General features: G+C 64.0%; 23 protein-coding genes. 18 read left to right on the plus strand and 5 right to left on the minus strand.

Annotated elements, in window-relative coordinates:
* Positions 1-271: 271 nt before the first annotated feature.
* Positions 272-1,036, minus strand: a complete 765-nt coding sequence (locus HX855_RS02385; RefSeq protein WP_177091446.1) for a tetratricopeptide repeat protein — start codon at positions 1,034-1,036, stop codon at positions 272-274.
* A 48-nt stretch (positions 1,037-1,084) separates the two neighbouring features.
* Between HX855_RS02385 and HX855_RS02390 the strand changes: the two genes are divergently transcribed.
* The 13 genes from HX855_RS02390 (at position 1,085) to HX855_RS02450 (ending at position 10,106) form a co-directional block, all read left to right on the plus strand.
* Positions 1,085-1,651: a type III secretion protein gene (locus tag HX855_RS02390; RefSeq protein ID WP_177091445.1), complete on the plus strand. Its 567-nt coding sequence runs from the start codon at positions 1,085-1,087 to the stop codon at positions 1,649-1,651.
* A gap of 31 nt (positions 1,652-1,682) precedes the next feature.
* Positions 1,683-1,913, plus strand: a complete 231-nt coding sequence (locus HX855_RS02395) for a hypothetical protein (protein WP_177091443.1) — start codon at positions 1,683-1,685, stop codon at positions 1,911-1,913.
* Between the two features lie 9 nt (positions 1,914-1,922).
* Positions 1,923-2,360, plus strand: coding sequence for a hypothetical protein (locus tag HX855_RS02400; protein ID WP_003208328.1), 438 nt, complete (start codon positions 1,923-1,925; stop codon positions 2,358-2,360).
* 4 nt (positions 2,361-2,364) lie between these two features.
* The gene (gene sctJ / locus HX855_RS02405; RefSeq protein WP_177091441.1) at positions 2,365-3,147 is read left to right on the plus strand and encodes a type III secretion system inner membrane ring lipoprotein SctJ; all 783 of its coding nucleotides are present in this window, start codon (positions 2,365-2,367) and stop codon (positions 3,145-3,147) included.
* Positions 3,144-3,761 carry a type III secretion protein gene (locus HX855_RS02410; protein ID WP_177091439.1) on the plus strand — a complete coding sequence of 206 codons (618 nt, stop codon included), beginning with the start codon at positions 3,144-3,146 and terminating at the stop codon, positions 3,759-3,761. The genes sctJ and HX855_RS02410 overlap by 4 nt, the downstream gene beginning before the upstream one ends.
* The gene (locus tag HX855_RS02415; RefSeq protein WP_177091437.1) at positions 3,754-4,332 is read left to right on the plus strand and encodes a FliH/SctL family protein; all 579 of its coding nucleotides are present in this window, start codon (positions 3,754-3,756) and stop codon (positions 4,330-4,332) included. Before HX855_RS02410 ends, HX855_RS02415 begins: the two co-directional genes overlap by 8 nt.
* Positions 4,329-5,651, plus strand: a complete 1,323-nt coding sequence (locus HX855_RS02420) for a FliI/YscN family ATPase (protein WP_177091435.1) — start codon at positions 4,329-4,331, stop codon at positions 5,649-5,651. The genes HX855_RS02415 and HX855_RS02420 overlap by 4 nt, the downstream gene beginning before the upstream one ends.
* 208 nt (positions 5,652-5,859) lie before the next feature.
* Positions 5,860-6,309: a YscO family type III secretion system apparatus protein gene (locus tag HX855_RS02425; protein WP_177091433.1), complete on the plus strand. Its 450-nt coding sequence runs from the start codon at positions 5,860-5,862 to the stop codon at positions 6,307-6,309.
* A complete protein-coding gene (gene sctQ, locus HX855_RS02430; protein ID WP_177091431.1) occupies positions 6,306-7,307 on the plus strand; it encodes a type III secretion system cytoplasmic ring protein SctQ in 1,002 nt (333 codons plus the stop codon). Before HX855_RS02425 ends, sctQ begins: the two co-directional genes overlap by 4 nt.
* The gene (gene sctR / locus HX855_RS02435; RefSeq protein ID WP_003208316.1) at positions 7,304-7,957 is read left to right on the plus strand and encodes a type III secretion system export apparatus subunit SctR; all 654 of its coding nucleotides are present in this window, start codon (positions 7,304-7,306) and stop codon (positions 7,955-7,957) included. Before sctQ ends, sctR begins: the two co-directional genes overlap by 4 nt.
* Before the next feature lie 10 nt (positions 7,958-7,967).
* On the plus strand, positions 7,968-8,237 hold the full coding sequence (sctS, locus tag HX855_RS02440; RefSeq protein ID WP_003208314.1) for a type III secretion system export apparatus subunit SctS: 270 nt from the start codon (positions 7,968-7,970) through the stop codon (positions 8,235-8,237).
* Between the two features lie 6 nt (positions 8,238-8,243).
* Positions 8,244-9,056 (plus strand): type III secretion system export apparatus subunit SctT, encoded by an 813-nt coding sequence (sctT, locus tag HX855_RS02445; protein WP_003208312.1) that lies wholly within the window; start codon positions 8,244-8,246, stop codon positions 9,054-9,056.
* A gap of 3 nt (positions 9,057-9,059) precedes the next feature.
* Positions 9,060-10,106 carry an EscU/YscU/HrcU family type III secretion system export apparatus switch protein gene (locus HX855_RS02450; RefSeq protein WP_177091429.1) on the plus strand — a complete coding sequence of 349 codons (1,047 nt, stop codon included), beginning with the start codon at positions 9,060-9,062 and terminating at the stop codon, positions 10,104-10,106.
* A 226-nt stretch (positions 10,107-10,332) separates the two neighbouring features.
* On the opposite strand, the gene HX855_RS02455 is transcribed toward HX855_RS02450, so the two are convergent.
* A complete protein-coding gene (locus HX855_RS02455) occupies positions 10,333-11,538 on the minus strand; it encodes a DUF1835 domain-containing protein (protein WP_177091427.1) in 1,206 nt (401 codons plus the stop codon).
* Positions 11,539-11,731: 193 nt separating this feature from the next.
* Between HX855_RS02455 and HX855_RS02460 the strand changes: the two genes are divergently transcribed.
* The 3 genes from HX855_RS02460 (at position 11,732) to fetB (ending at position 13,879) form a co-directional block, all read left to right on the plus strand.
* Positions 11,732-12,196, plus strand: coding sequence for a metallophosphoesterase family protein (locus HX855_RS02460; protein ID WP_177091425.1), 465 nt, complete (start codon positions 11,732-11,734; stop codon positions 12,194-12,196).
* A gap of 214 nt (positions 12,197-12,410) precedes the next feature.
* On the plus strand, positions 12,411-13,088 hold the full coding sequence (locus HX855_RS02465; RefSeq protein ID WP_177091423.1) for an ATP-binding cassette domain-containing protein: 678 nt from the start codon (positions 12,411-12,413) through the stop codon (positions 13,086-13,088).
* A complete protein-coding gene (gene fetB / locus HX855_RS02470) occupies positions 13,085-13,879 on the plus strand; it encodes an ABC transporter permease (RefSeq protein ID WP_177091421.1) in 795 nt (264 codons plus the stop codon). The genes HX855_RS02465 and fetB overlap by 4 nt, the downstream gene beginning before the upstream one ends.
* Positions 13,880-14,236: 357 nt before the next feature.
* Here the strand turns inward: fetB and HX855_RS02475 are convergent, their stop codons facing one another.
* Genes HX855_RS02475 through HX855_RS02485 form a run of 3 tightly spaced genes read right to left on the minus strand, consistent with a single transcriptional unit; the run spans position 14,237 to position 17,448 of the window.
* On the minus strand, positions 14,237-15,289 hold the full coding sequence (locus HX855_RS02475; RefSeq protein ID WP_177091418.1) for an L-idonate 5-dehydrogenase: 1,053 nt from the start codon (positions 15,287-15,289) through the stop codon (positions 14,237-14,239).
* 13 nt (positions 15,290-15,302) lie between these two features.
* On the minus strand, positions 15,303-16,076 hold the full coding sequence (locus tag HX855_RS02480; RefSeq protein WP_177091416.1) for a glucose 1-dehydrogenase: 774 nt from the start codon (positions 16,074-16,076) through the stop codon (positions 15,303-15,305).
* Between the two features lie 19 nt (positions 16,077-16,095).
* Entirely contained in the window at positions 16,096-17,448 is a 1,353-nt protein-coding gene (locus HX855_RS02485) for a GntP family permease (protein ID WP_177091414.1), read from the minus strand.
* A gap of 142 nt (positions 17,449-17,590) precedes the next feature.
* On the opposite strand from HX855_RS02485, the gene HX855_RS02490 reads away from it, so the two are divergent.
* Together HX855_RS02490 and HX855_RS02495 are read left to right on the plus strand one after the other, a co-directional pair.
* Positions 17,591-18,463 carry a LysR family transcriptional regulator gene (locus HX855_RS02490; protein ID WP_177091412.1) on the plus strand — a complete coding sequence of 291 codons (873 nt, stop codon included), beginning with the start codon at positions 17,591-17,593 and terminating at the stop codon, positions 18,461-18,463.
* 124 nt (positions 18,464-18,587) lie between these two features.
* Positions 18,588-19,208, plus strand: a complete 621-nt coding sequence (locus HX855_RS02495; RefSeq protein ID WP_177091410.1) for a glutathione S-transferase family protein — start codon at positions 18,588-18,590, stop codon at positions 19,206-19,208.
* Positions 19,209-19,337: the final 129 nt, after the last annotated feature.

Raw genomic sequence — 19,337 nt, forward strand, 5'->3', positions numbered from 1 at the left:
ACAGCGGGTCACTTTTGGAAAAGAGCCCCAAAAGTAACCAAAAGGGCTCTTGCCCCACCACTCGGTGCCTCGCCTAGGCTCGGCATGCCCGCACTCCGGCCCGGTTCCGCGGGCCGCCGCGACGGCCCGTCCCTGGCCCGTCGCGGCTAAACCGGCATCCTTGCCGGTTTACCCGCTCCACCGTGCCTGCTTGCTGCCATCGTGGTTGACGGGGCCTGATAGATCAAAAGCAACGTCAAAAGCAGAGCAACAGCAACAGCAAGGTTACCCTTTAGTGCGTGTCCACCAACCCCAATTCCCGCGCCTGCGCAACCGGGTCGCTGATGGCTTTGATGCGGTTGGCTTCTGCGATCAGCCGTGCGCGCTCGGCCGCCGGGATGTCGTCCAGGGGCAAGCTGGCCACTCGTTGTTCGTAACCCGCCAACACCAGCACCAACAACTCATTACGCTGATGCCTCGGCAAGGCGCGGGGCGATTGGGTGACGGGGGCGAGGGTGTCCAGGGCCTGTTGCGACTGGCCGCCCAGGGCGTAAGCCAGGGCCAGGTTGCAGCGGCTGTCGAGGTCGTCGGGTTGCAGGCTCAGGCTTTTGGCGAACGCGGTTTGTGCCACAACCGCCTGGCCGTTGAGCACTTGGGCAATGCCCAGTCGGGTGTAGGCCACCGGCGAGTGGCTGGCTTCGGCGGCTTGCCCCAGGGCCGTCACGGCGCGTTGGGTTTTGCCCAGGCGCAGTTGCGCGGTGCCCAGCCCCAACAAGGCGTCGGCGTTGTGGGCCTGAAGGCCGAGGGCCTGCTGGTAGGCGCGCTCGGCACCCACCGCATCGTTGCCGTCGAGCCGCGCCTGGCCGAGTTTGAGCCACAGGTCGATGCCGGCGCCCGGTTGCTGGGCCGCACGTTCGTACAGCGCCGCCGCGCTGGCGTAGTCGCCACGTTTGTTCAGGTCATTGGCCAGTTGTACCGAGCGATCGGTGTCGCTCGGCGCGGGGCTGGAACAGGCAGCCAGCAACAGGCTGCCAGCAAGCAAAAAATGTTTGGTCATCGTCACAACTCGTTGGGCGAAGGCGGACGTCATGTAAGCATATTTTCCATGGCGCTCCTATGTCTGTCGGTGCTGTTTGGCGCCTCGATCGCCAACGCCGCCGAAGCGCCCGAGTGGTTTGCCAAACCCTATGCCTACGTGCTGGTGGACCAGGACGTGCGCACCGCCCTCGAAGAGTTCGGCCATAACCTCGACGTGCAACTGGTGCTGTCCGACAAGGTCCGCGGCAAGGCCCGCAGCACCGTGCGCGCCGCCACCGCCGGGGAGTTCTTGCAGACGCTGTGCAGCACCAACGGCCTGACCTGGTACTTCGACGGCAACCTGCTGTACGTCAACGCCAGTGACGAAATCACCACCAAGCTGTTCAAGGCCAGCGCCCTGAACCTGGACCAGTTGCAGGCCTATCTGAACGACCTCGACGTGTTCGGCCAGCAGCTGTCGATGCGCAACGGCCCCGAGGGCGATGAAGTCTTCGTCTCCGGGCCGCCGCCGTACCTGGCGCTGGTTCAGCAGCATGTGGATCACCTGCAACCCAAGGCTGCCGCGCCCGTCGTGGCGCGCGAGCAGGGCGTGCGGGTGTTTCGCGGTGCCCAGGTGAGTACCGAAACCCCTTGATTCACCCCAACCCCAGCAAAGGAGCATGACCATGTCCGTAACCGCCGTAGACAGCAACCTCGCCCCCGGTGGCGCCAGCCCTGAAGCCAAGTTCAACGCCGCGGTGGATAACGCCAAGAGCGCCGACAAACCGGAGATGACCGACGCCGAATTCACCGATGCCCTGATCACTCAGGCGGTCACCATCGGTGGTCAATTCATCATCATGCCCAAGGCGCAGGAAATGCTGAATGACGCCATGTCCGATGACGACGACGAATAGGGTGCTGCTATGACCATCAGTCTCGCAGCCAGCGCCACGGCCTTGCCGCCGTCCGCCGGCGCGGGGCCCGCGGGGGCCTCGCAGAATCTGTTCGAGCACATGGCCAATACGGCCAAGGGCATGCCCGAGGGCGCGAGCCCCCATCAGATCGGCTCGGGCCTGATGGAGCGCCTGAACAGTTTTATCGACCGCTCCCGGACCTTCTCCGAGCGCGCCGATTTGCTCACCAATAACCCGTCGGCGCCGCCCCAGGTGGCCGCCGCGGACATCCGCACCTCGGGTGCCTCGCCCACCGCAGAACCGGGCAAGAAAGTCGCCGAACAACAGGTCGACCAGATCGTCCATTCACTGGGCAAGATGTTCGATTACTCCATCGAAACCCAAATGGTGGTGCGCGGTGCGACGCAGATTTCCGGTTCCGCCAACACGCTGCTCAAGGGTCAATAACGCCATGCCAAGCCCAAACCGTGTCCTGCGCCTGCTGCTGATCGGCCTGCTCGCGAGCCTCTTGCAGGCCTGCGACATGGACCTCTACACCAACCTCAGCGAGCGCGACGCCAACGCCATGGTCGCCGTGCTACTGCGTGACGGCATCCCGGCAACGCGCAAGGTGCAGGACAACGGCCAGTTGAAAGTGGTGGTCGACGAACAGCGTTTCGCCGAAGCCATGACCCTGCTGGACAACGCCGGCCTGCCGCAGCAGAGCTTTTCCAACATGGGCGAGGTGTTCAAGGGCAATGGCCTGGTGTCGTCGCCGGTGCAGGAACGGGCGCAGATGATCTACGCCTTGAGCGAGGAGCTGTCCCACTCGGTGTCGCAGATCGACGGCATCGTCTCGGCGCGGGTGCACGTGGTGCTGCCAGACAATGACCTGCTCAAACGGGTGATTTCACCCTCGTCGGCCTCGGTGCTGGTGCGTTACGACCCGGGTACCGACATCAACACGCTGATCCCGCAGATCAAGACCCTGGTGGCCAACGGCATTTCCGGCCTGAGTTACGACGGCGTGTCGGTGACGGCGATCAAGGCCGCCGTGTCCATCAGCCAGAACCCGGCACAACCGCGTCTCGCACGGTTCATGGGCCTGTGGTTGCTGGAAGACAACCTCAACCAGGCGCGGTTGTTGTTTGGCGGTTTGCTGCTGGTGGCCCTCGGTGCGTGCGGGGTGCTGGCCCGTCAACAATGGGCGCGGCGCCAGTCCCAGGCGTTGTATGTGCTCAAGGAGGGTGAATGAGCCTGATTGAGCGTTGGCAGGGCCTGATCGCCCAGCCGTTGCAGTTTGTACGCCAGCACAGCCTGGGTGAGTGCTTCGGCGAAGGCCTGCCGGCCGAAGTGCTGCAAGCCCTGCATGGGCAGCCGCGTTTTCGGGGGCGGCTGGAGCAGTTGCTGGCGAGTCATTATCAGCTGACGCCGCTGGCGTATCTGGTGACGCCGCCGGCCGCCGATTTGCCGGTGCTGCTGCTGAGCCCGGCGCAATTTGCGCGCCTGCCCAGGCTGTGTGGGGCGATCTGGCATGGCTCGACCCTGAGCCGGGAGATCCGCCGTGAGGTGGTCAATGAGTTGCGCGAAGGCCTCGGCCAGGAAGCCTTTGCCCTGGCCCTGGCGCACCGTCAGTTGGGCGGCGCGGCCGACCTGCTGCGCGAGCCCGCCGAGTTGATCGACGCCGTCGACCGCGACGGCCTCACCTGTGTCGCCGCCTGGCTGCAAGCCCAGCCCGCCGAGTTGCAAGGCTGGCTGCAACTGCGTTTTGTCGCGCCCAAGGGATACAGCGGGCGCTTGCCCCGCGACCTCGAAATTGTCCAGACCGTTGCCGCCCGGTTGCTCGCCGAGGAGCTTGCCCATGAATGAATTACCCAGCCGTCCCGCCGCACGGATTTTGCGTGCCGCCGAAGCCGCGTTATGGACCGATGGCTTTGCCTTTGTGCAAGCCGCCAAGGACCACGCCGAGCAGATCAAGGCCGACAGCGACCAGTGGCTGCACACCGCCCGCGCCGAAGGCTTTGAAAGCGCGCGCCGGGAAGGGGCCGAACAGGTGGCGCAGTTGCTGCTGGAAACCCAGGCCCAGGTGCAGCATTACCTGGTTGGGCTTGAAGCATCGCTGGCGGACCTGGCCCTGGGCATCGTGCGCGAAGTGCTCGGCGAACTGGACGCCACCGACCGTGTGGTGCGTTGCACGCGTCAGGCCTTGAGTGCGTTTCGCCAGGGTCAGGCCCTGACGTTGTGGGTACCGCCTGCCGAAGTGAACGCCCTGCGCCAATCGTTGCTCAAGGACGGCATCGCCGTGGAGGCCGATGCGCAGCTGAGCGCCGGCCAGGCCCGCCTGAGCAGCCCGGCGGGGTCGGTTGAGCTGGGGCTGGAGGCGCAACTGAGCACCTTGCGCCGCAGCCTGCTGCCCTTCGCCGAAGAGGACGTGGCATGAACCTCAACCACCTGCTGCCGCGCCTGACCGAGCGGCTGTCCCAAGCCCGCTTGCGCCCGATGCAAGGCACGGTGCTGAGTATTCGCGGGGTGCTGTTGCGGGCCAGTGTGGCGGGCGCGAGCATTGGCGAGTTGTGCCACCTGCGCGACCCGGTCAGCGGCCGCAGCCTCAGCGCTGAAGTGATTGGTTTTGATGGTGACGAAGCGATCCTGTCGCCCATCGGTTCCATGGAAGGCCTGTCGACCCGTACACACATCATCGCCACCGGCGAAAGCCTGGGGGTGGCGGTGGGCGATGCCCAACTGGGGCGGGTGATCAGCCCCATGGGTGAGTTTCTCGACGGCGACGGCGTACCGCCGACCCTCAACTTGCAGACCTACCCCTTGCACGCCGAGCCGCCGGCACCGTTTTCCCGGCAATTGATCGTGCGCTCCATGGCCTTGGGCATTCGCTCCATCGACGGCTTGCTGACCCTTGCCCAGGGCCAGCGCATGGGCATCTTCGGCGAGCCCGGGGTGGGCAAATCCTCGTTGCTGGCGAGCATCATCCGTAACAGCGAGGCCGACGTGATTGTGATCGGCCTGATCGGCGAGCGGGGCCGGGAAGTGCGCGAACTGCTGGACGTGCAACTGGATGCCCAGGCGCGTGCACGTACCGTGGCGGTGGTTGCCACCTCCGATCGCCCGGCCGCCGAGCGGGTGCGGGCGGCCTTTGTCGCCACCACCCTGGCCGAGTACCACCGCGACCAGGGCCGCAACGTACTGCTGTTGATGGACAGCCTCACACGGTTCGCCCGGGCCCAGCGCGAGATCGGCCTGGCCGTGGGTGAACCCCCGACACGTCGTGGTTACCCGCCGTCGTTTTTTGCCACCTTGCCCAAGCTGCTGGAGCGCGCCGGCCCCGGCCCCACCGGCAGCATCACTGCGCTGTACACCGTGCTCACCGAAGGTGACTCCGCCAGTGACCCGGTGGCCGAAGAAGCGCGCTCGATCCTCGACGGGCACATCGCCCTGAGTGCCGAACTGGCCCAGCGCAACTACTTCCCGGCGGTGGACGTGCTGCGCAGTCGCAGCCGGTTGATGGAACAGGTGGCCGCAGACGAGCACAAGCGCCTGGCGCTGCGTATCCGTGAATTGATGGCGCGCTACGGCGAAATTGAAATGCTGATCCGCGTCGGCGAGTACTCCGCGGGCAGCGACCCGTTGGCCGACGAAGCAATCACCCGCCATGGCGCGATCGAAGCCTTCCTGCGCCAGAACGCCGACGAGCCCAGCAGCCTTGAGCACACCTTGATCCGCATGCGCCAGGTGCTGGCATGAGCCCGAACGCCCAGCGCGATTTAATCCGCCATGAAGATCCAGTGTGGGAGCTGTCGAGCTTTAGCGAGGCTGCGATGGCGTCAGTACAGCCCACATCAATGTTACCTGACCCACCGCTTTCGCAGCCTCGCTGGGGCTCGACAGCTCCCACCTTCGATCTTCGTGGATTCAGCGAGTGCGGTGTGGGTATGACGATGGAGAAAACCCGATGAAAACCGAACAACTGCGCACCCTGCAAACCCTGCGGGTGCTTCGCGAACAGCGGGCGGCCAGCCAGTTGGCGGCGCAACAGCAGCGCTGTGCGCAAACCCACGGCGTCCTGACCGACGCCAAGGAACAACTGCGCCTGCACCGTGAAGCCGTTGCCCGTGAAGCCGGCGAGATCTACGCCTCGCTGACCGAAGGCCTGTCGGTGGCCAGTTGGCAGGCGGCCCAGGATCGCCTGCGGGGCTTGTCCGACGATGAGCAGGTGCTTGAGGGCGACGTCAGCCACGCGTCCAACACCCTGCACACCCAGGAGCGCGAGCGGGACCTGTTCCGCCAGGAACGCCTGAACCGCCAACGCCAGTCCGATGCCTGGCAAAGCCTGCTGGACGGCCGCGAAAGCAGCGAGCGGGTCGCCGGGGAACTGCGTGAAGAACAAGGGCTCGGCACATGATCGTTGCCCTTGCCGATCCCTTGGCCCCTTGGCTTGAACACTACGACCCGGCGTTGCTCACGGTGCACAACCAACTGCACCGCCGGCGCCACGGGTGGCAGGGCCGGTGCGCCGGGCAGGACCTGCGCGTGGCCTGGGCCGCCGCTCCCCAACCGCTGAAAACGCCCCGGGATGTGCAGCTGTTGCTCGGCCAATCGCCGGTGCGCCTGCGCCTCTCGGCCGATGCCCTGGAGCAGGTGCTGGTGCCGCTGGCGTTGCAGTTCGATGCACAGCTACTGCCGTCTTTGCCGCGCTCGCTGCTGCTGGAATTGGCCGTGCTGGATCTGATCGAGCGCCTCGAACCGTTGCTCGGCCACCCCGTGCAGTTGCTCGAAGCCTGTGACGATCAGCGACCTTACCCCGTGCGCCTGGCGCTGACACTGACCTTCGGCAACAACCCGCCGATGGCCGCCCAACTGGACCTCAGCGAAAGCGCCGCATTGCTGGTGGCGCAACTGCTGGAGCAACACGGCCAGATCGAGGCCGACCCGTTGCCCGCACTGCGCCAGACCCTGTCGGTGCTCACCGGGCAGCAATGGCTGAGCCTCGGCGAGTTACGCAGCCTGCAGCCCGGCGATGTGCTGATGCTCGAACCCGGCAGCGGCTTGCGGCTGGACCTTGAGGGCCGCCTGCAAGCCCGCTGCCAGCGCGACGGCTCGTCCCTGCAGCTACAGGAACCTTTGAAATCGCCCCTTTTGGACATGGAGAACACAATGACTGATGTCGATGCCGCCGCGGCCCTGGACGATTTGCCCCTCAAGCTGGTGTGCCAGGTCGGCAGCCTGGAGCTGACCCTGGCGCAGCTGCGGGAACTGGGGGCGGGCAGCCTGCTGCAACTGAATACGCCAACCGTGGATGGCGTCGACCTGATGGTCAACGGCCGTCGCGTCGGCCAGGGCCAACTGGTGAAAATCGGTGACGGCCTGGGCGTGCGTCTGCTGAGTTTCGCCACCCCATGACCGGTTATCAGCCGAACCTGATCGAGATCATCCTGGTGGTGGCCACCATCGGGTTGATCCCGTTGGCGGTGGTGACCCTCACCGGTTTCATGAAAATCTCGGTGGTGCTGTTCCTGATCCGCAACGCCCTGGGCGTGCAGCAGACCCCGCCGAACCTGGTGCTGTACGGCATCGCGCTGATTCTGTCGGTGTACGTCACCACGCCGCTGATTGGCGACATGTACCGCCAGGTGGAGGGGCGCGACCTGAACATCGAGCACGTCGAGCAACTCAAGGACCTCGGCGACGCCTTGCGCCCCCCGTTGCAGGCGCACCTGGCGCGCTTTGCCAATGAATCCGAGCGCGGCTTTTTCGTGCAGGCCACCGAGACCATCTGGTCGCCGGAAGCCCGTGCCGACCTGCGGGATGATGACCTGGTGGTGCTGATCCCGGCGTTCGTCAGCTCGGAACTGACCCGGGCCTTCGAGATCGGGTTCCTGCTGTACATCCCGTTTTTGGTGGTGGATTTGCTGGTGTCCAACGTGCTGATGGCGATGGGCATGTCGATGGTCTCGCCGAACTTGATATCGATCCCGCTGAAAATCTTCCTGTTCGTGTCATTGAGCGGCTGGTCGCGCCTGATGCACGGTTTGATTCTGAGTTACGGCTGAGGCACGACCCATGGGCCAGGACGTTTTCCTGTCATTGATGAAACAGGCACTGATGACCGTGCTGATGCTCTCCGCGCCGGCGCTGGGGGTGGCGATTATCGTCGGCCTGAGCGTGGGCCTGTTCCAGGCGCTGACCCAGATCCAGGACCAGACCTTGCCCCAGGTGGTGAAGCTGGTGGCGGTGTTGCTGACCATCGTGTTCCTTGGCCCGGTGCTGGCCGGGCAAGTGGCGGAACTCGGCAGCCAGGTGCTGGACAACTTTCCCTTGTGGACGCGCTGACCGCCCATGGATGCCAGCCTGACCGCACAGTTTCTGGAAGTCGCCTACCCGGTGATCAGCTCGGCCTCGCTGGCGGCCTGCCGCGCCATGGGCGTGGTGGTGATCACTCCGGCGTTCAACCGCCTCGGGCTCACCGGGATGATTCGCGGCTGCGTGGCCGTGGCCATTTCCATCCCGATGTTCATGCCGGTGTTCGACGCCATGACCTCGATGCCCAACCACGGCAGCCTGTTTATCGCCGGGTTGCTGATCAAGGAATTCCTGATCGGCATCCTGATCGGCCTGTTGTTCGGCATCCCGTTCTGGGCGGCGGAAGTGGCAGGGGAGTTGATCGACCTGCAGCGCGGCTCGACCATGGCGCAACTGGTGGACCCGCTGTCCACCGGGGAATCGAGTGTGATGTCCACCTTGCTGACGGTGATGCTGATCACGCTGTTCTTCATGTCCGGCGGTTTTATCCTGATGGTCGACGGCTATTACCACAGCTACCAGTTGTGGCCGGTGACCGCCTTTACCCCGGTGTTTGCCAGCTCGGCGTTGCTGGCGGTGCTGTCGATTCTTGACCAGATCATGCGGGTCGGGGTGTTGATGGTCTCGCCGTTGATCATCTCGCTGCTGGTCACCGATTTGATGCTGGCGTACCTGTCGCGCATGGCGCCGAACCTGCACATTTTCGACCTGTCGCTGCCGGTGAAAAACCTGTTTTTCTCGATCCTGATGGTGATCTACATCGGCTTCCTGATTCCGTTGATGCTGGACCAGCTGGCGGAATTTCGCGGCACCGTGGAGCTGCTGAAAACCCTGGCGGGCATGGAGTAGCGCATGGGCGATACCAGCGAAGAAAAATCCCAGCCGGCCACGGACAAAAAACTCAAGGACGCGCGCAAGAAGGGCCAGGTCGCCAAGAGCCAGGACCTGGTCTCGGGCATGGTCATTCTGTTTTGCACCTTGTGCATTTCCATCCTCGCCCCCCGGGCCCAGGCCCAGGTCACGGCGCTGATTGACCTGACGGCGCAGATCTACATCGAGCCCTTCGCCACGGTGTGGCCACGGGTGCTGGACCATGCCGAACAACTGGTGATCGGCATTACCTTGCCGGTGATGGCGGTGACCACCGGGGTAGTGATCCTGACCAATATCATCACCATGCGCGGCTTTGTGTTCTCCGTGGAACCGATCAAGCCGGAGTTCAAGCGCATCAACCCGGCGGAGGGTTTCAAGAAGCTGTTTGCCCTGCGCAACTTTGTGGAGTTCATCAAGGGCCTGATCAAGGTGCACGTGCTGGCCGTGGCGTTCTACGTGGTGGGGCGGCATGCGTTGCAGGCGTTGATGGAATCTTCACGCTGTGGTGCCGGGTGTATCGAGTCGACGTTTTTCCTGGTGCTCAAACCGCTGGTGTTTACGGTACTCGCCGCCTTCATCCTGGTGGGCGGGGTGGACGTGCTGATGCAGCGCTGGCTGTTTGGCCGCGACATGAAAATGACCCGCAGCGAGACCAAGCGCGAGCGCAAGGACATTGACGGCGACCCGCTGATCAAAAGCGAGCGACGGCGCCAGCGCCAGGAAATGCAGGCGCTGGCCACCAAGCTGGGGTTGGGCCGGGCTTCGATGATGATTGGCACCACCGATGGCTGGGTAATCGGCGTGCGCTATGTGCGCGGAGAAACCCCGGTGCCGGTGGTGGTATGTCGGGCCGCGCCGGAGGAAGCGCTGGGCATGCTGCAAGAGGCGTTTGACCTCGGCATCCCCCAGGCGCCGGACAAAAAACTGGCAGAGGCGATTGCACGCAAGACCGTACCGGGAGACCCGGTGCCGGATGCTTCGTTTCAGGCGGTGGCGGACTGGTTGGTGGCGGCGCGGTTGATCTGAGGGCGGTGCAGACGATCCTGAGCCGAACGCGGTACAAAATGTGGGAGCGGGCTTGCTCGCGAAGGCGGAGTGTCAGTCACTGAAAATATTGACTGACCCACCGCCTTCTCGAGCAAGCCCGCTCCCACATTGGATCTGCTGGGTGTCAGGAGGTTGATCGCGTCATTTACCACCACGTCCATCTGCCCTGTTTTTTGCGCGTGGCGATTATGTCTTCGGGTGGGTACTAGCTACGCCACCTGGGAACGAGTGTCTCGTCAATCATCCAGTGAGGCTGGCCTGGACGGATGCAGGTGCCGCCGATCCAGCGCTCATGGGGGGCATGGTCCGGCCAATACGCCTGGCCGCTTAGCACCTGACGGCCAAGCGGGGTCAACGCCAACAACCGTTGAGGCCATGACAGGTGCGTCTCGGACTCGCTCAACAGCGGATGGTCGCCGTCAATCAGTGGCCGCATCAGCCCATGGAACATCATGTCCCCCAGGAAGGGCAGCGGTTCACGTGTGTCCATCAGCTCGGCAAACACCCTGCCAAACGGCACGGGCCCGGCCTCATCCACGTAGTGCAGGGTCAGGCGTTCAGTCAGTGACAAACCGTCCCGCACCCCCGGCAGCTCCTGCAACTGTCGGCGCAACGCCGGGGCGAGCAAGGGCAGGGATGTGTGCTCGCCCCGGGCCAGCTCCGCCAGCTTGACCGGCGAGCGGTCGCAATACGCCAGCCAGGCCTGGCGCGCCAGATGCAGCATGGGCTCATCAACCCGCCGACGCTGGGGCCACAACCACGCCAACACCTCGGGCGCCAACTGGCCAATGCCGATAAAACGCTGCACGCCGGGGATGCGGTCGACCTCGATCAGCTCAAGCTTTTCAGGCAAACCCTCAAGCCCCGCCAGTGCACGCATCAGGAACAACTGATCATAGGCATCTGCTTCACACCACAACACGCTGTGGCCAGTGCTGCCCAGTTGTTCGAGGTGGTGATATTCGTCTGCGTGCCGGCGGGCCACTTCGGCCTCATCCATGGCAAACACCTGGCTGATGTAGCGGCTGCGAATGGCCTGGTACTGGTCGGCGGGCAGGTCCTGGACCGGGCCCATGCACAGCGGGTCAATCAGCATCCGGAAGCGGCCCTTGAACCCCGCCACGCCCAGGCTGTGGGCGATATCGCTGCCGCAGCGCCAATGGGTGGTGCGGGCCTCATCGCTGGCGTCGAAGCCCGGATGGCGGGCGGCAAAATCCACCGCATCGACGTGGGCCTTGAGTTTGGGCCAGCTGGGGAAACCGAGCTCCTTGGCGATCAGCCATTGAGCTTCGGATAAGGTCGGTGTAGCGGCGGTATCGGCCTGTTTGAGGCGGCGCAACAGCGCCTTGGCGCGCTTGCGTTGCTGCTCAAGGTTGATACGGCCGTTCGTGGACGATAATGATTGCGACATACGATCTCCTTGCACAAACCTTGTCCGCTTTAAGGTTGGGAGTCGTAGAAATGTGGTATTCAGTCAAGGTCTTGGGCGCAGCCCTTTCCGCGGGTGGTGGCGTAGAGGGCGCCAGGCGGGAAATATAGGCAGTGCAGTGGTTGATTGCAAGCCGCCCGGCCCGGAGCGCGGGTGAGTTGAACAGGAGAACAACATGAAAGTGGGTGTGATTTCCGATACCCATGGCTTGCTTCGCGCCGAGGCGCTGGCGGCTCTGGAAGGGTGCGATCAGATTGTCCACGCCGGGGATATTGGCAGCCCGGAAATTATTGAACTGCTGGCCTCGATTGCGCCGTTGCACGTGGTGCGCGGCAACAACGACCTCGACGCGGCCTGGGCAGAGCATCTGGCGGACCGCCTGGAATTCGATCTGAATGGCTGGCGGGCGTTGCTGGTGCATGACATTGCCGATGTGCCGAAGGCGCTTGATCCGGGCATCCGGCTGGTGATCACCGGCCACTCTCACAAGCCATTGATCGAGTGGCACGGCGAGCGGCTGTTTCTCAACCCCGGCAGTGCCGGGCGGCGGCGTTTCAAATTGCCGGTAACCCTGGCGCTGCTTGACGTGCGCGAGAAATCCATCAAGCCGCGCCTGGTGTCGTTGGAGCCCAAGCGCTGAGGGACACCGGTGGCGAGGGGGCTTGTTGTGGCGAGGGAGCTTGCTCCCGCTGGGCTGCGAAGCGGTCCCAATAAAGCCACTGTGATACACCTGAAAAAACACCGTTAATTTCTTGGGGCTGCTGCGCAGCCCAGCGGGAGCAAGCTCCCTCGCCACGGGGGAGGTGCCCCCTCTTACCATTGCGTCTAAATCAGGAACAAGGATCATCAATTCCATGAGCGTATTAGTCGAAACCCGGGCGCTCACGCGGATGGACGAGCGCCGCCAGCTTCAACTGCTGCAACCGACGAATTTCCAGCTGCACCGCGCCGACCGCGTGTCCATCACCGGTTCATCCGGCTCTGGTAAAAGCGTGTTCCTGCGGGCGCTTGCTTTGCTTGATGCACCGACCTCCGGGGATATCCTCTGGAATGGGCAACCCATCGCCAACGTGCAGATCCCGCAGTACCGCAGCCGTATCAGCTACCTCTCCCAGCGTCCGGCGCTGATCGAGGGCAGCGTGGAAGACAATCTGCGTTTCCCCTACAGCCTCAAGGCCTTGCATCACCTCAGTTTCGACCCGCAGGCGGTCAATGCGCTGCTGGCCCACGCAGGAAAAGAACCGGGCTTCCTGGCCAAAAACGCCGGGGACTTATCCGGTGGTGAGTCCCAGGTGGTATCACTGATCCGCACCCTGCAGCTCAATCCCGATGTGCTGTTGCTGGACGAACCCACCGCCGCCCTCGACCCGGCGTCCTCCCGGGACGTCGAGGCGCTGATCAACGCCTGGGCCGACGCGGATCATGACCACGCGTATATCTGGGTGTCCCACGACCCGGAGCAGGCGCAACGCATGAGTTCCACCCGCCTGCACATGGACGCGGGCGTGTTGACGGAGGCGGTGCAGCCATGAATTATCACGACCTCACGGCCCTGGACATGGCCATCGCCGCCTCGCTGATCTTGATCAACGGTGCACTGTCGCTGCTGTTGCGCCTGGGCCTGGAGCGCCAGCTGTTCTGGGCCGCCGTGCGCACGGTGGTGCAGTTGCTGGCGATCGGTTATCTGCTGGGCTGGGTCTTCGAATTCGCCTACTGGTACGTGGTGCTGCCGCTGATGTGCCTGATGACCCTGATCGCCGGCTTCTCGGCCGCCGGGCGCGGCAAGCGTACCTACGCCGGCCAGCGGGCCGACAGCATCGTGTCGGTATGGGGTAGTTCGTGGCTGGTGACGGCCATCGGCCTGTTCGCAATCATCCGGATTCACCCGTGGTACGAGCCGCAGTATGCGATCCCGATCCTCGGCATGATTCTCGGCAATACGCTCACCGGGGTGTCCCTGGGCATCGAGCGCATGACCCAGGAACTGACCTCGGGGCGCAACACCATCGAGATGGTTTTGGCCCTGGGAGGTTCACGCTGGGAGGCGGCCCAGGACGCGATTCGCCAGGCCGTACGGGCCGGGATGATCCCGACCCTGAACCAGATGACCGTGGTGGGAATTGTCAGCCTGCCGGGCATGATGACCGGCCAGGTGCTGGCGGGCGAAAGCCCGGTGGACGCGGTGCGTTACCAGATCGTGATCATGTTTTTGATCGCCGCGTCGTCGGCGCTGGGCACGGTCGGTGCGGTGTTGCTCACCTACCGTCGGCTGTTTTCCCCCAGCCATCGTTTCCTGCGGTTCAGGCTTGAAGATCGGACGTAACGTAGACACAAACCCTGTGGGAGCTGTCGAGCCTTGGCGAGGCTGCGATAGCGGACTTGCAGCCGACATCTTTATCGCCTGACATGGCCTCTTCGCAGCCTCGCCAAGGCTCGACAGCTCCCACAGTTGATCGTTGCCATCTTGAGCCCTGTGTTCGCGTGAAGTGCCTCAGGTGTTGTTGCACCCCTTACGATCGTCCCCACGCTCTGCGTGGGAATGCCGCCTCGGACGCTCCGCGTCCAGCTGACGATGCAAGGCTCAAGCCTTGCGCAGGGGTGACGCAGAGCATCACGGGATGCATTCCCACGCAGAGCGTGGGAACGATCAACGCGTGGGGACGATCAAGTGGCCTGAAGCTTACGCCTTGTCCGGCACGCCAAAGTCCAGCAGCACCTTCATCGCCTGGCGCTTGTCCGCCGCCAGTTCAAAGGCCTGAACCGCCTCGCTGAACGGTACGGTATGGGAGATCACCGGGCGCACGTCAATCACCTGGCGGTTGAGCAAGTCCACCGCCTGGGCGAACTCGGAATGGAAGCGGAAGGTGCCCCGCAGGTCGATCTCCCGGCTCACCAGCATATTCAGCGGCAGCGAGACTTCACCGCCCAGGCCGACGGTCACCAGCACGCTGCGCGGGGCCATGCATTCCAGGCCGTTGCGCAGGGCCTGGGCGCTGCCGGAGACTTCGAACATCACGTCGAAGTAGCCCTTTTCGGCGGTGTAGGGCTTCAGCGCATCGGCGTCTTCGGCCAGGTTATGGGTGCGGCTGGCGCCCATTTTTTCGGCGCAGGCCAAGGGGCCGGCCGCCAGGTCCACCGCAACGATTTCTCCCGCACCCGCTGCCCGCAGGCTGCCGATCAACAGGTTGCCGATGGGGCCGCAGCCGGTGACCAGCACCCGCTTGCCAAACACCGCCCCCGCGCGCTGGATCGCGTGCAACCCCACGGACAACGGTTCGGCCATCGCCCCTTCGGCGAGGCTGACGTGATCGGCCAACAGGTGCGCCTGGTGCGTCTCGATCACCAGGGTTTGTTGAAACGCACCTTGCACGTGAGGGAAGGGCATCGCGCTGCCGTAAAAGCGCATGTTCAGGCAGTGGTTCGGCAACCCTTGATGGCAATAACGGCAACCCCCGCAAGGCCGCGACGGCGAGACCGACAGGCGTTGGCCCGCCTTGAAGGGCCCGTCCTCCCGGCCCACGGCCTCGATCACCGCCGACACTTCGTGGCCCAGTACCATGGGCTCGCGCAGGCGCACGGTGCCGAAGCCGCCGTGCTGGTAGTAATGCAGGTCCGAGCCGCAAATCCCGCCCCGGGCGATGCGTACCCGCAACTGGTCGGGGGCGAGTGCCTGGGGTTCGGTTTGCGGTTCGACCCGCAGGTCTTTCGAGGTATGGCAGACAATAGCGTGCATGAACTTCTCCGGATTACAGCGAGGCGGTGATGCCACCGTCCACGTACAGGATATGACCGTTGACGAAACTCGCCGCGTCGCTGGCCAGGAACACGGCGGCCCCGGCCAGCTCGGCGACGTCACCCCAGCGCCGGCTCGGCGTGCGTTGCACCAGCCAATCGCTGAACTCGGGGTTGGCCACCAGGTTGGCGTTCAGTTCGGTCTTGAAATAGCCGGGGCCGATGCCATTGACCGTCAGCCCGTGGGGGCCCCAGTCGATGGCCATGCCTTTGGTGAGCATCTTCAGCGCGCCTTTGCTGGCGGCATACGGCGCGATGCCCGGGCGGCCCAATTCGCTTTGCACCGAGCAGATATTGATGATGCGCCCCCGCTTGCGCGGGATCATCGCCCGGGCCACGGCCTGGCCGACGAGGAAGGCGCTGTCGAGGTTGGTGCTCATCAACTCGCGCCAGTGGGTTTCGCTGTAGGCCTCCAGCGGCCCGCGCCGTTGCATGCCGGCGTTGTTGACGAGGATGTCCAGCGGGCCCAGGCGCTCTTCGATATCCGCCACGGCGGCCAGCACGGCCGCGCCGTCGGTGACGTCGAACGCCTGGGTGTGCACCTCAAGACCTTCCGCCGCCAGCAACGCGGCGCTGTCACGCAAGGTGCTGCGGTTGCGCCCGTTAAGCACCACCCGCGCACCGGCCTGGGCCAGGCCACGGGCGATGGCCAGGCCGATGCCGGCGCTGGAACCGGTGATCAAGGCCAGGCGGCCATCGAGGCGGAAGTTATCTAAAACGCTTTGCATGGGTCGATCTCCTAAAGCTTCACACCACCAACGACAGCAGCATGATGAACCCCAGGGCGGCGAAGGAGAGCACGGTCTCCATCAGCGTCCAGGTCTTGAATGTCTCGACGACGGTCATGTTGAAATACTGCTTCACCAGCCAGAACCCGGCGTCGTTGACATGGGACAGCACCAGCGAACCGGCGCCGGTGGCGAGTACCAGCAGCTCCCGGTTGACCCCGGGCATCAGGCCAATCACTGGCGCCACAATCCCGGCCCCGGTGATGGTTGCCACGGTAGCCGAGCCCGTCGCCACGCGAATCACCGCGGCCACCAGCCACGCCAGCAGAATCGGTGAAATCTCGGCGCGCACCGCCATATGCCCGATCACATCGCCCACGCCGCTGGCCACCAGCATCTGCTTGAACCCCCCGCCGGCGCCGACGATCAGCACAATGGCGGCGGTGGGCGCCAGGCTTGAGTCGAGCAACTTGCTCAGTTGCTCCCGGGAAAAGCCACGGGCCGCCCCAAAGGTATAGAACGCCAGGAGCAAGGCCGCGAGGAGGGCGGTGATCGGGTGGCCGATCAGGTCCATCCACACGCGGAACGTGCTGTCGGCGGCAAACGCCACATCGGCGAAGGTCTTGAGCAACATCAGGAACACCGGCAGCAGGATCGTGGTGACGGTGACTCCGAAGCCCGGCAAGTTGTCGCCGGAGGATTCCTTGGCCAACTGTTCCATCAGTTCCGGCGACGGGCTGCCCGGCACGTAGCGTGAGATCAGGTTGCCGAACAGCGGCCCGGCAATGATCGCCGTGGGCAGGCCCACCACCAGTCCGTAGAAGATCGTCTTGCCGATATCCGCGCCGAAGATCCCGATGGCCAGCAATGGCCCCGGGTGCGGTGGTACCAGGCCGTGCACCACCGACAAGCCGGCCAGCAGCGGCATGCCGATCTTGATCAGCGACAGCCCGGTACGCCGGGCCACGATGAACACCAGGGGAATCAGCAACACAAAGCCGATTTCAAAAAACAGCGGGATGCCCACCAGAAACGCGGAAAACATCATCGCCCAGTGCACCCGCTGTTTGCCGAAGGCGCGGATCAGTGTGCGGGCGATCTGGTCGGCGCCGCCGGAATCGGCCATCAGTTTGCCGAGCATGGTGCCCAGGCCGAGGATGATCCCGACAAACCCCAGCACCCCGCCAAAACCGTCCTGGAACGCCTTCATCACCTTGTCCACCGGCATCCCGGAGGTCAGGCCGAGAAAACCGGCGGCGAGGGTCAGGGCAACAAAGGGGTGAACTTTGAAATAGGTGATCAACACTATCAATCCGATAATCGTGACCAGCGCGTCCAACAGCAGATAGGTGTCGTTAGCCATGCCGAGCATGGTGCCTCCTTGTTCTCATTGTTATAGGCCAAACCCTGTCATATCGTGTATGACGGGCCTTTACTTCACCGCAGCCGGGGTTCAGCGTCCAATTTTCATTTGTGATCGGGTGATCAAAAACCGTGATAACCGGAGCCTCCTCATGGAACTCAAGCACCTGCGCGCCTTTGTCGTGCTCGTCCAGGAACTGCATTTCGGCCGGGCAGCCGCGCAGCTGTCGATCGTGCAACCGGCGCTGAGCATGCAGATCAAACTGCTTGAAAGCGGCCTGGGCGTGCGCCTGCTGGACCGCAACCGGCACTCGGTGACGCTGACCGAAGCCGGGCGGGTGTTTCTGCCTGAAGCCCAGGCCACCCTGCACCAGGCCGCGCGCGCCGCGGATGCCGCCCGTGCTTCCAACCGTGGGGAGATCGGCCGGGTGCGCCTGGGGTTTGTCTCCTCGGTGTTGCCGGAATTGCTGCCGGGGTTGATTCGCGCGGTGCATCAGCGCTACCCGCGCATTGAACTGGAGCTCAAGGACATGCCCGGCCCGGACCAGGCCGCCGCGTTGAAAAACGGCCAGCTGGATTTTGGCCTGATGCGCTTGCCGGCGGCCTATCCCGGGGTGCAGACCCGTGCCGTGCTGCAAGAAAGTTTTGTGGTGGCCTTGCCTGGCGACCACCCGTTGGCGGCGCAGGACGCCATCCAGCCAAGCGACTTGCTCAAGGTGCCGGTGTTCATCCTGGCCCGGCGCTATGCCCCGGGGTTCTACGACGAGTTTGTCCAGGCGGTGGGCGTGCCCCTGGAAATCGCCTCCGAACTCGGGGAGTTCACCACCATGCTGGCGCTGGTCTCGGCGGGGCTGGGTGTAGGTGTGTTACCGCTGCAAGCGGCTCGGGCGTTGCCGGCCAATTGTGTGTCCAGGCACCTGCAGCTGGGTGCGTTCCAGGCCAGGACCGGCCTGGCGTGGACCGAACTCGACAGCGCGGTAAAAACCACCTTGTTCAACCTGATCGATGAGTTGTTTGGCGAGTGATTGTTTCACGGGGTGAAATGCTGGATTGCAAAAGCTGGCTATTCTGTTGCGTGCCGTAGCGGCGGAAGATAGCGCCATCGACACGATCACCGGGTCGAGTCCTTGGCACACCGCGGAGCCTGTCATGATCAAACTTTACCAATACCCGTTGTCTGGCCATTCCCACCGGGTCCAACTGATGCTGTCGCTGCTGGGTGTACCTGCCGAATTGGTGCTGGTGGACCTCAAGCAAGGCGCGCACAAAACCCCCGAGTTCCTGGCCACCCTGAATAGCTTCGGCCAGGTGCCGGTGATCGACGATAACGGCGTGGTGTTGGCGGATTCCAACGCGATCCTGGTGTACCTCGCCGGCCGCTATGGCAACACCCAGTGGCTGCCGACCGAGCCCATGGCTGTGGCCCGCGTGCAGCGCTGGCTCTCGGCCGCAGCGGGGCCACTGCACGTCGGCCCGGCTGCCGCCCGATTGGTCACGGTGTTTGGCGCGGCGCTGGATGCCGAAGCAGCCATCAGCCGCTCCCATGCCTTCCTCAATGTGGTGGAGCAACAGTTGGCGCAGAGTCGCTTCCTGACCGGGGACCTACCGTCGATTGCCGATATCGCGCACTACACCTACATCGCCCATGCGCCGGAAGGTAACGTCGCGCTGAACGACTACCCACACGTTCGTGCCTGGCTGGGCAGCATCGAGGCGCTGCCGGGGTTTGTCGGCATGCAACGCACGGCTGTAGGTTTAACAAAGGATTAACGGTTTTTGTGGCGAGGGAGGTTGCTGTGGTGAGGGAACTTGCTGTGGTAAGGGAACTTGCTGTGGTGAGGGAGCTTGCTGTGGTGAGGGAGCTTGCTGTGGTAAGGGAACTTGCTGTGGCGAGGGAGC

Source organism: Pseudomonas sp. IPO3778 (assembly GCF_013386825.1).
GTDB lineage: Bacteria > Pseudomonadota > Gammaproteobacteria > Pseudomonadales > Pseudomonadaceae > Aquipseudomonas.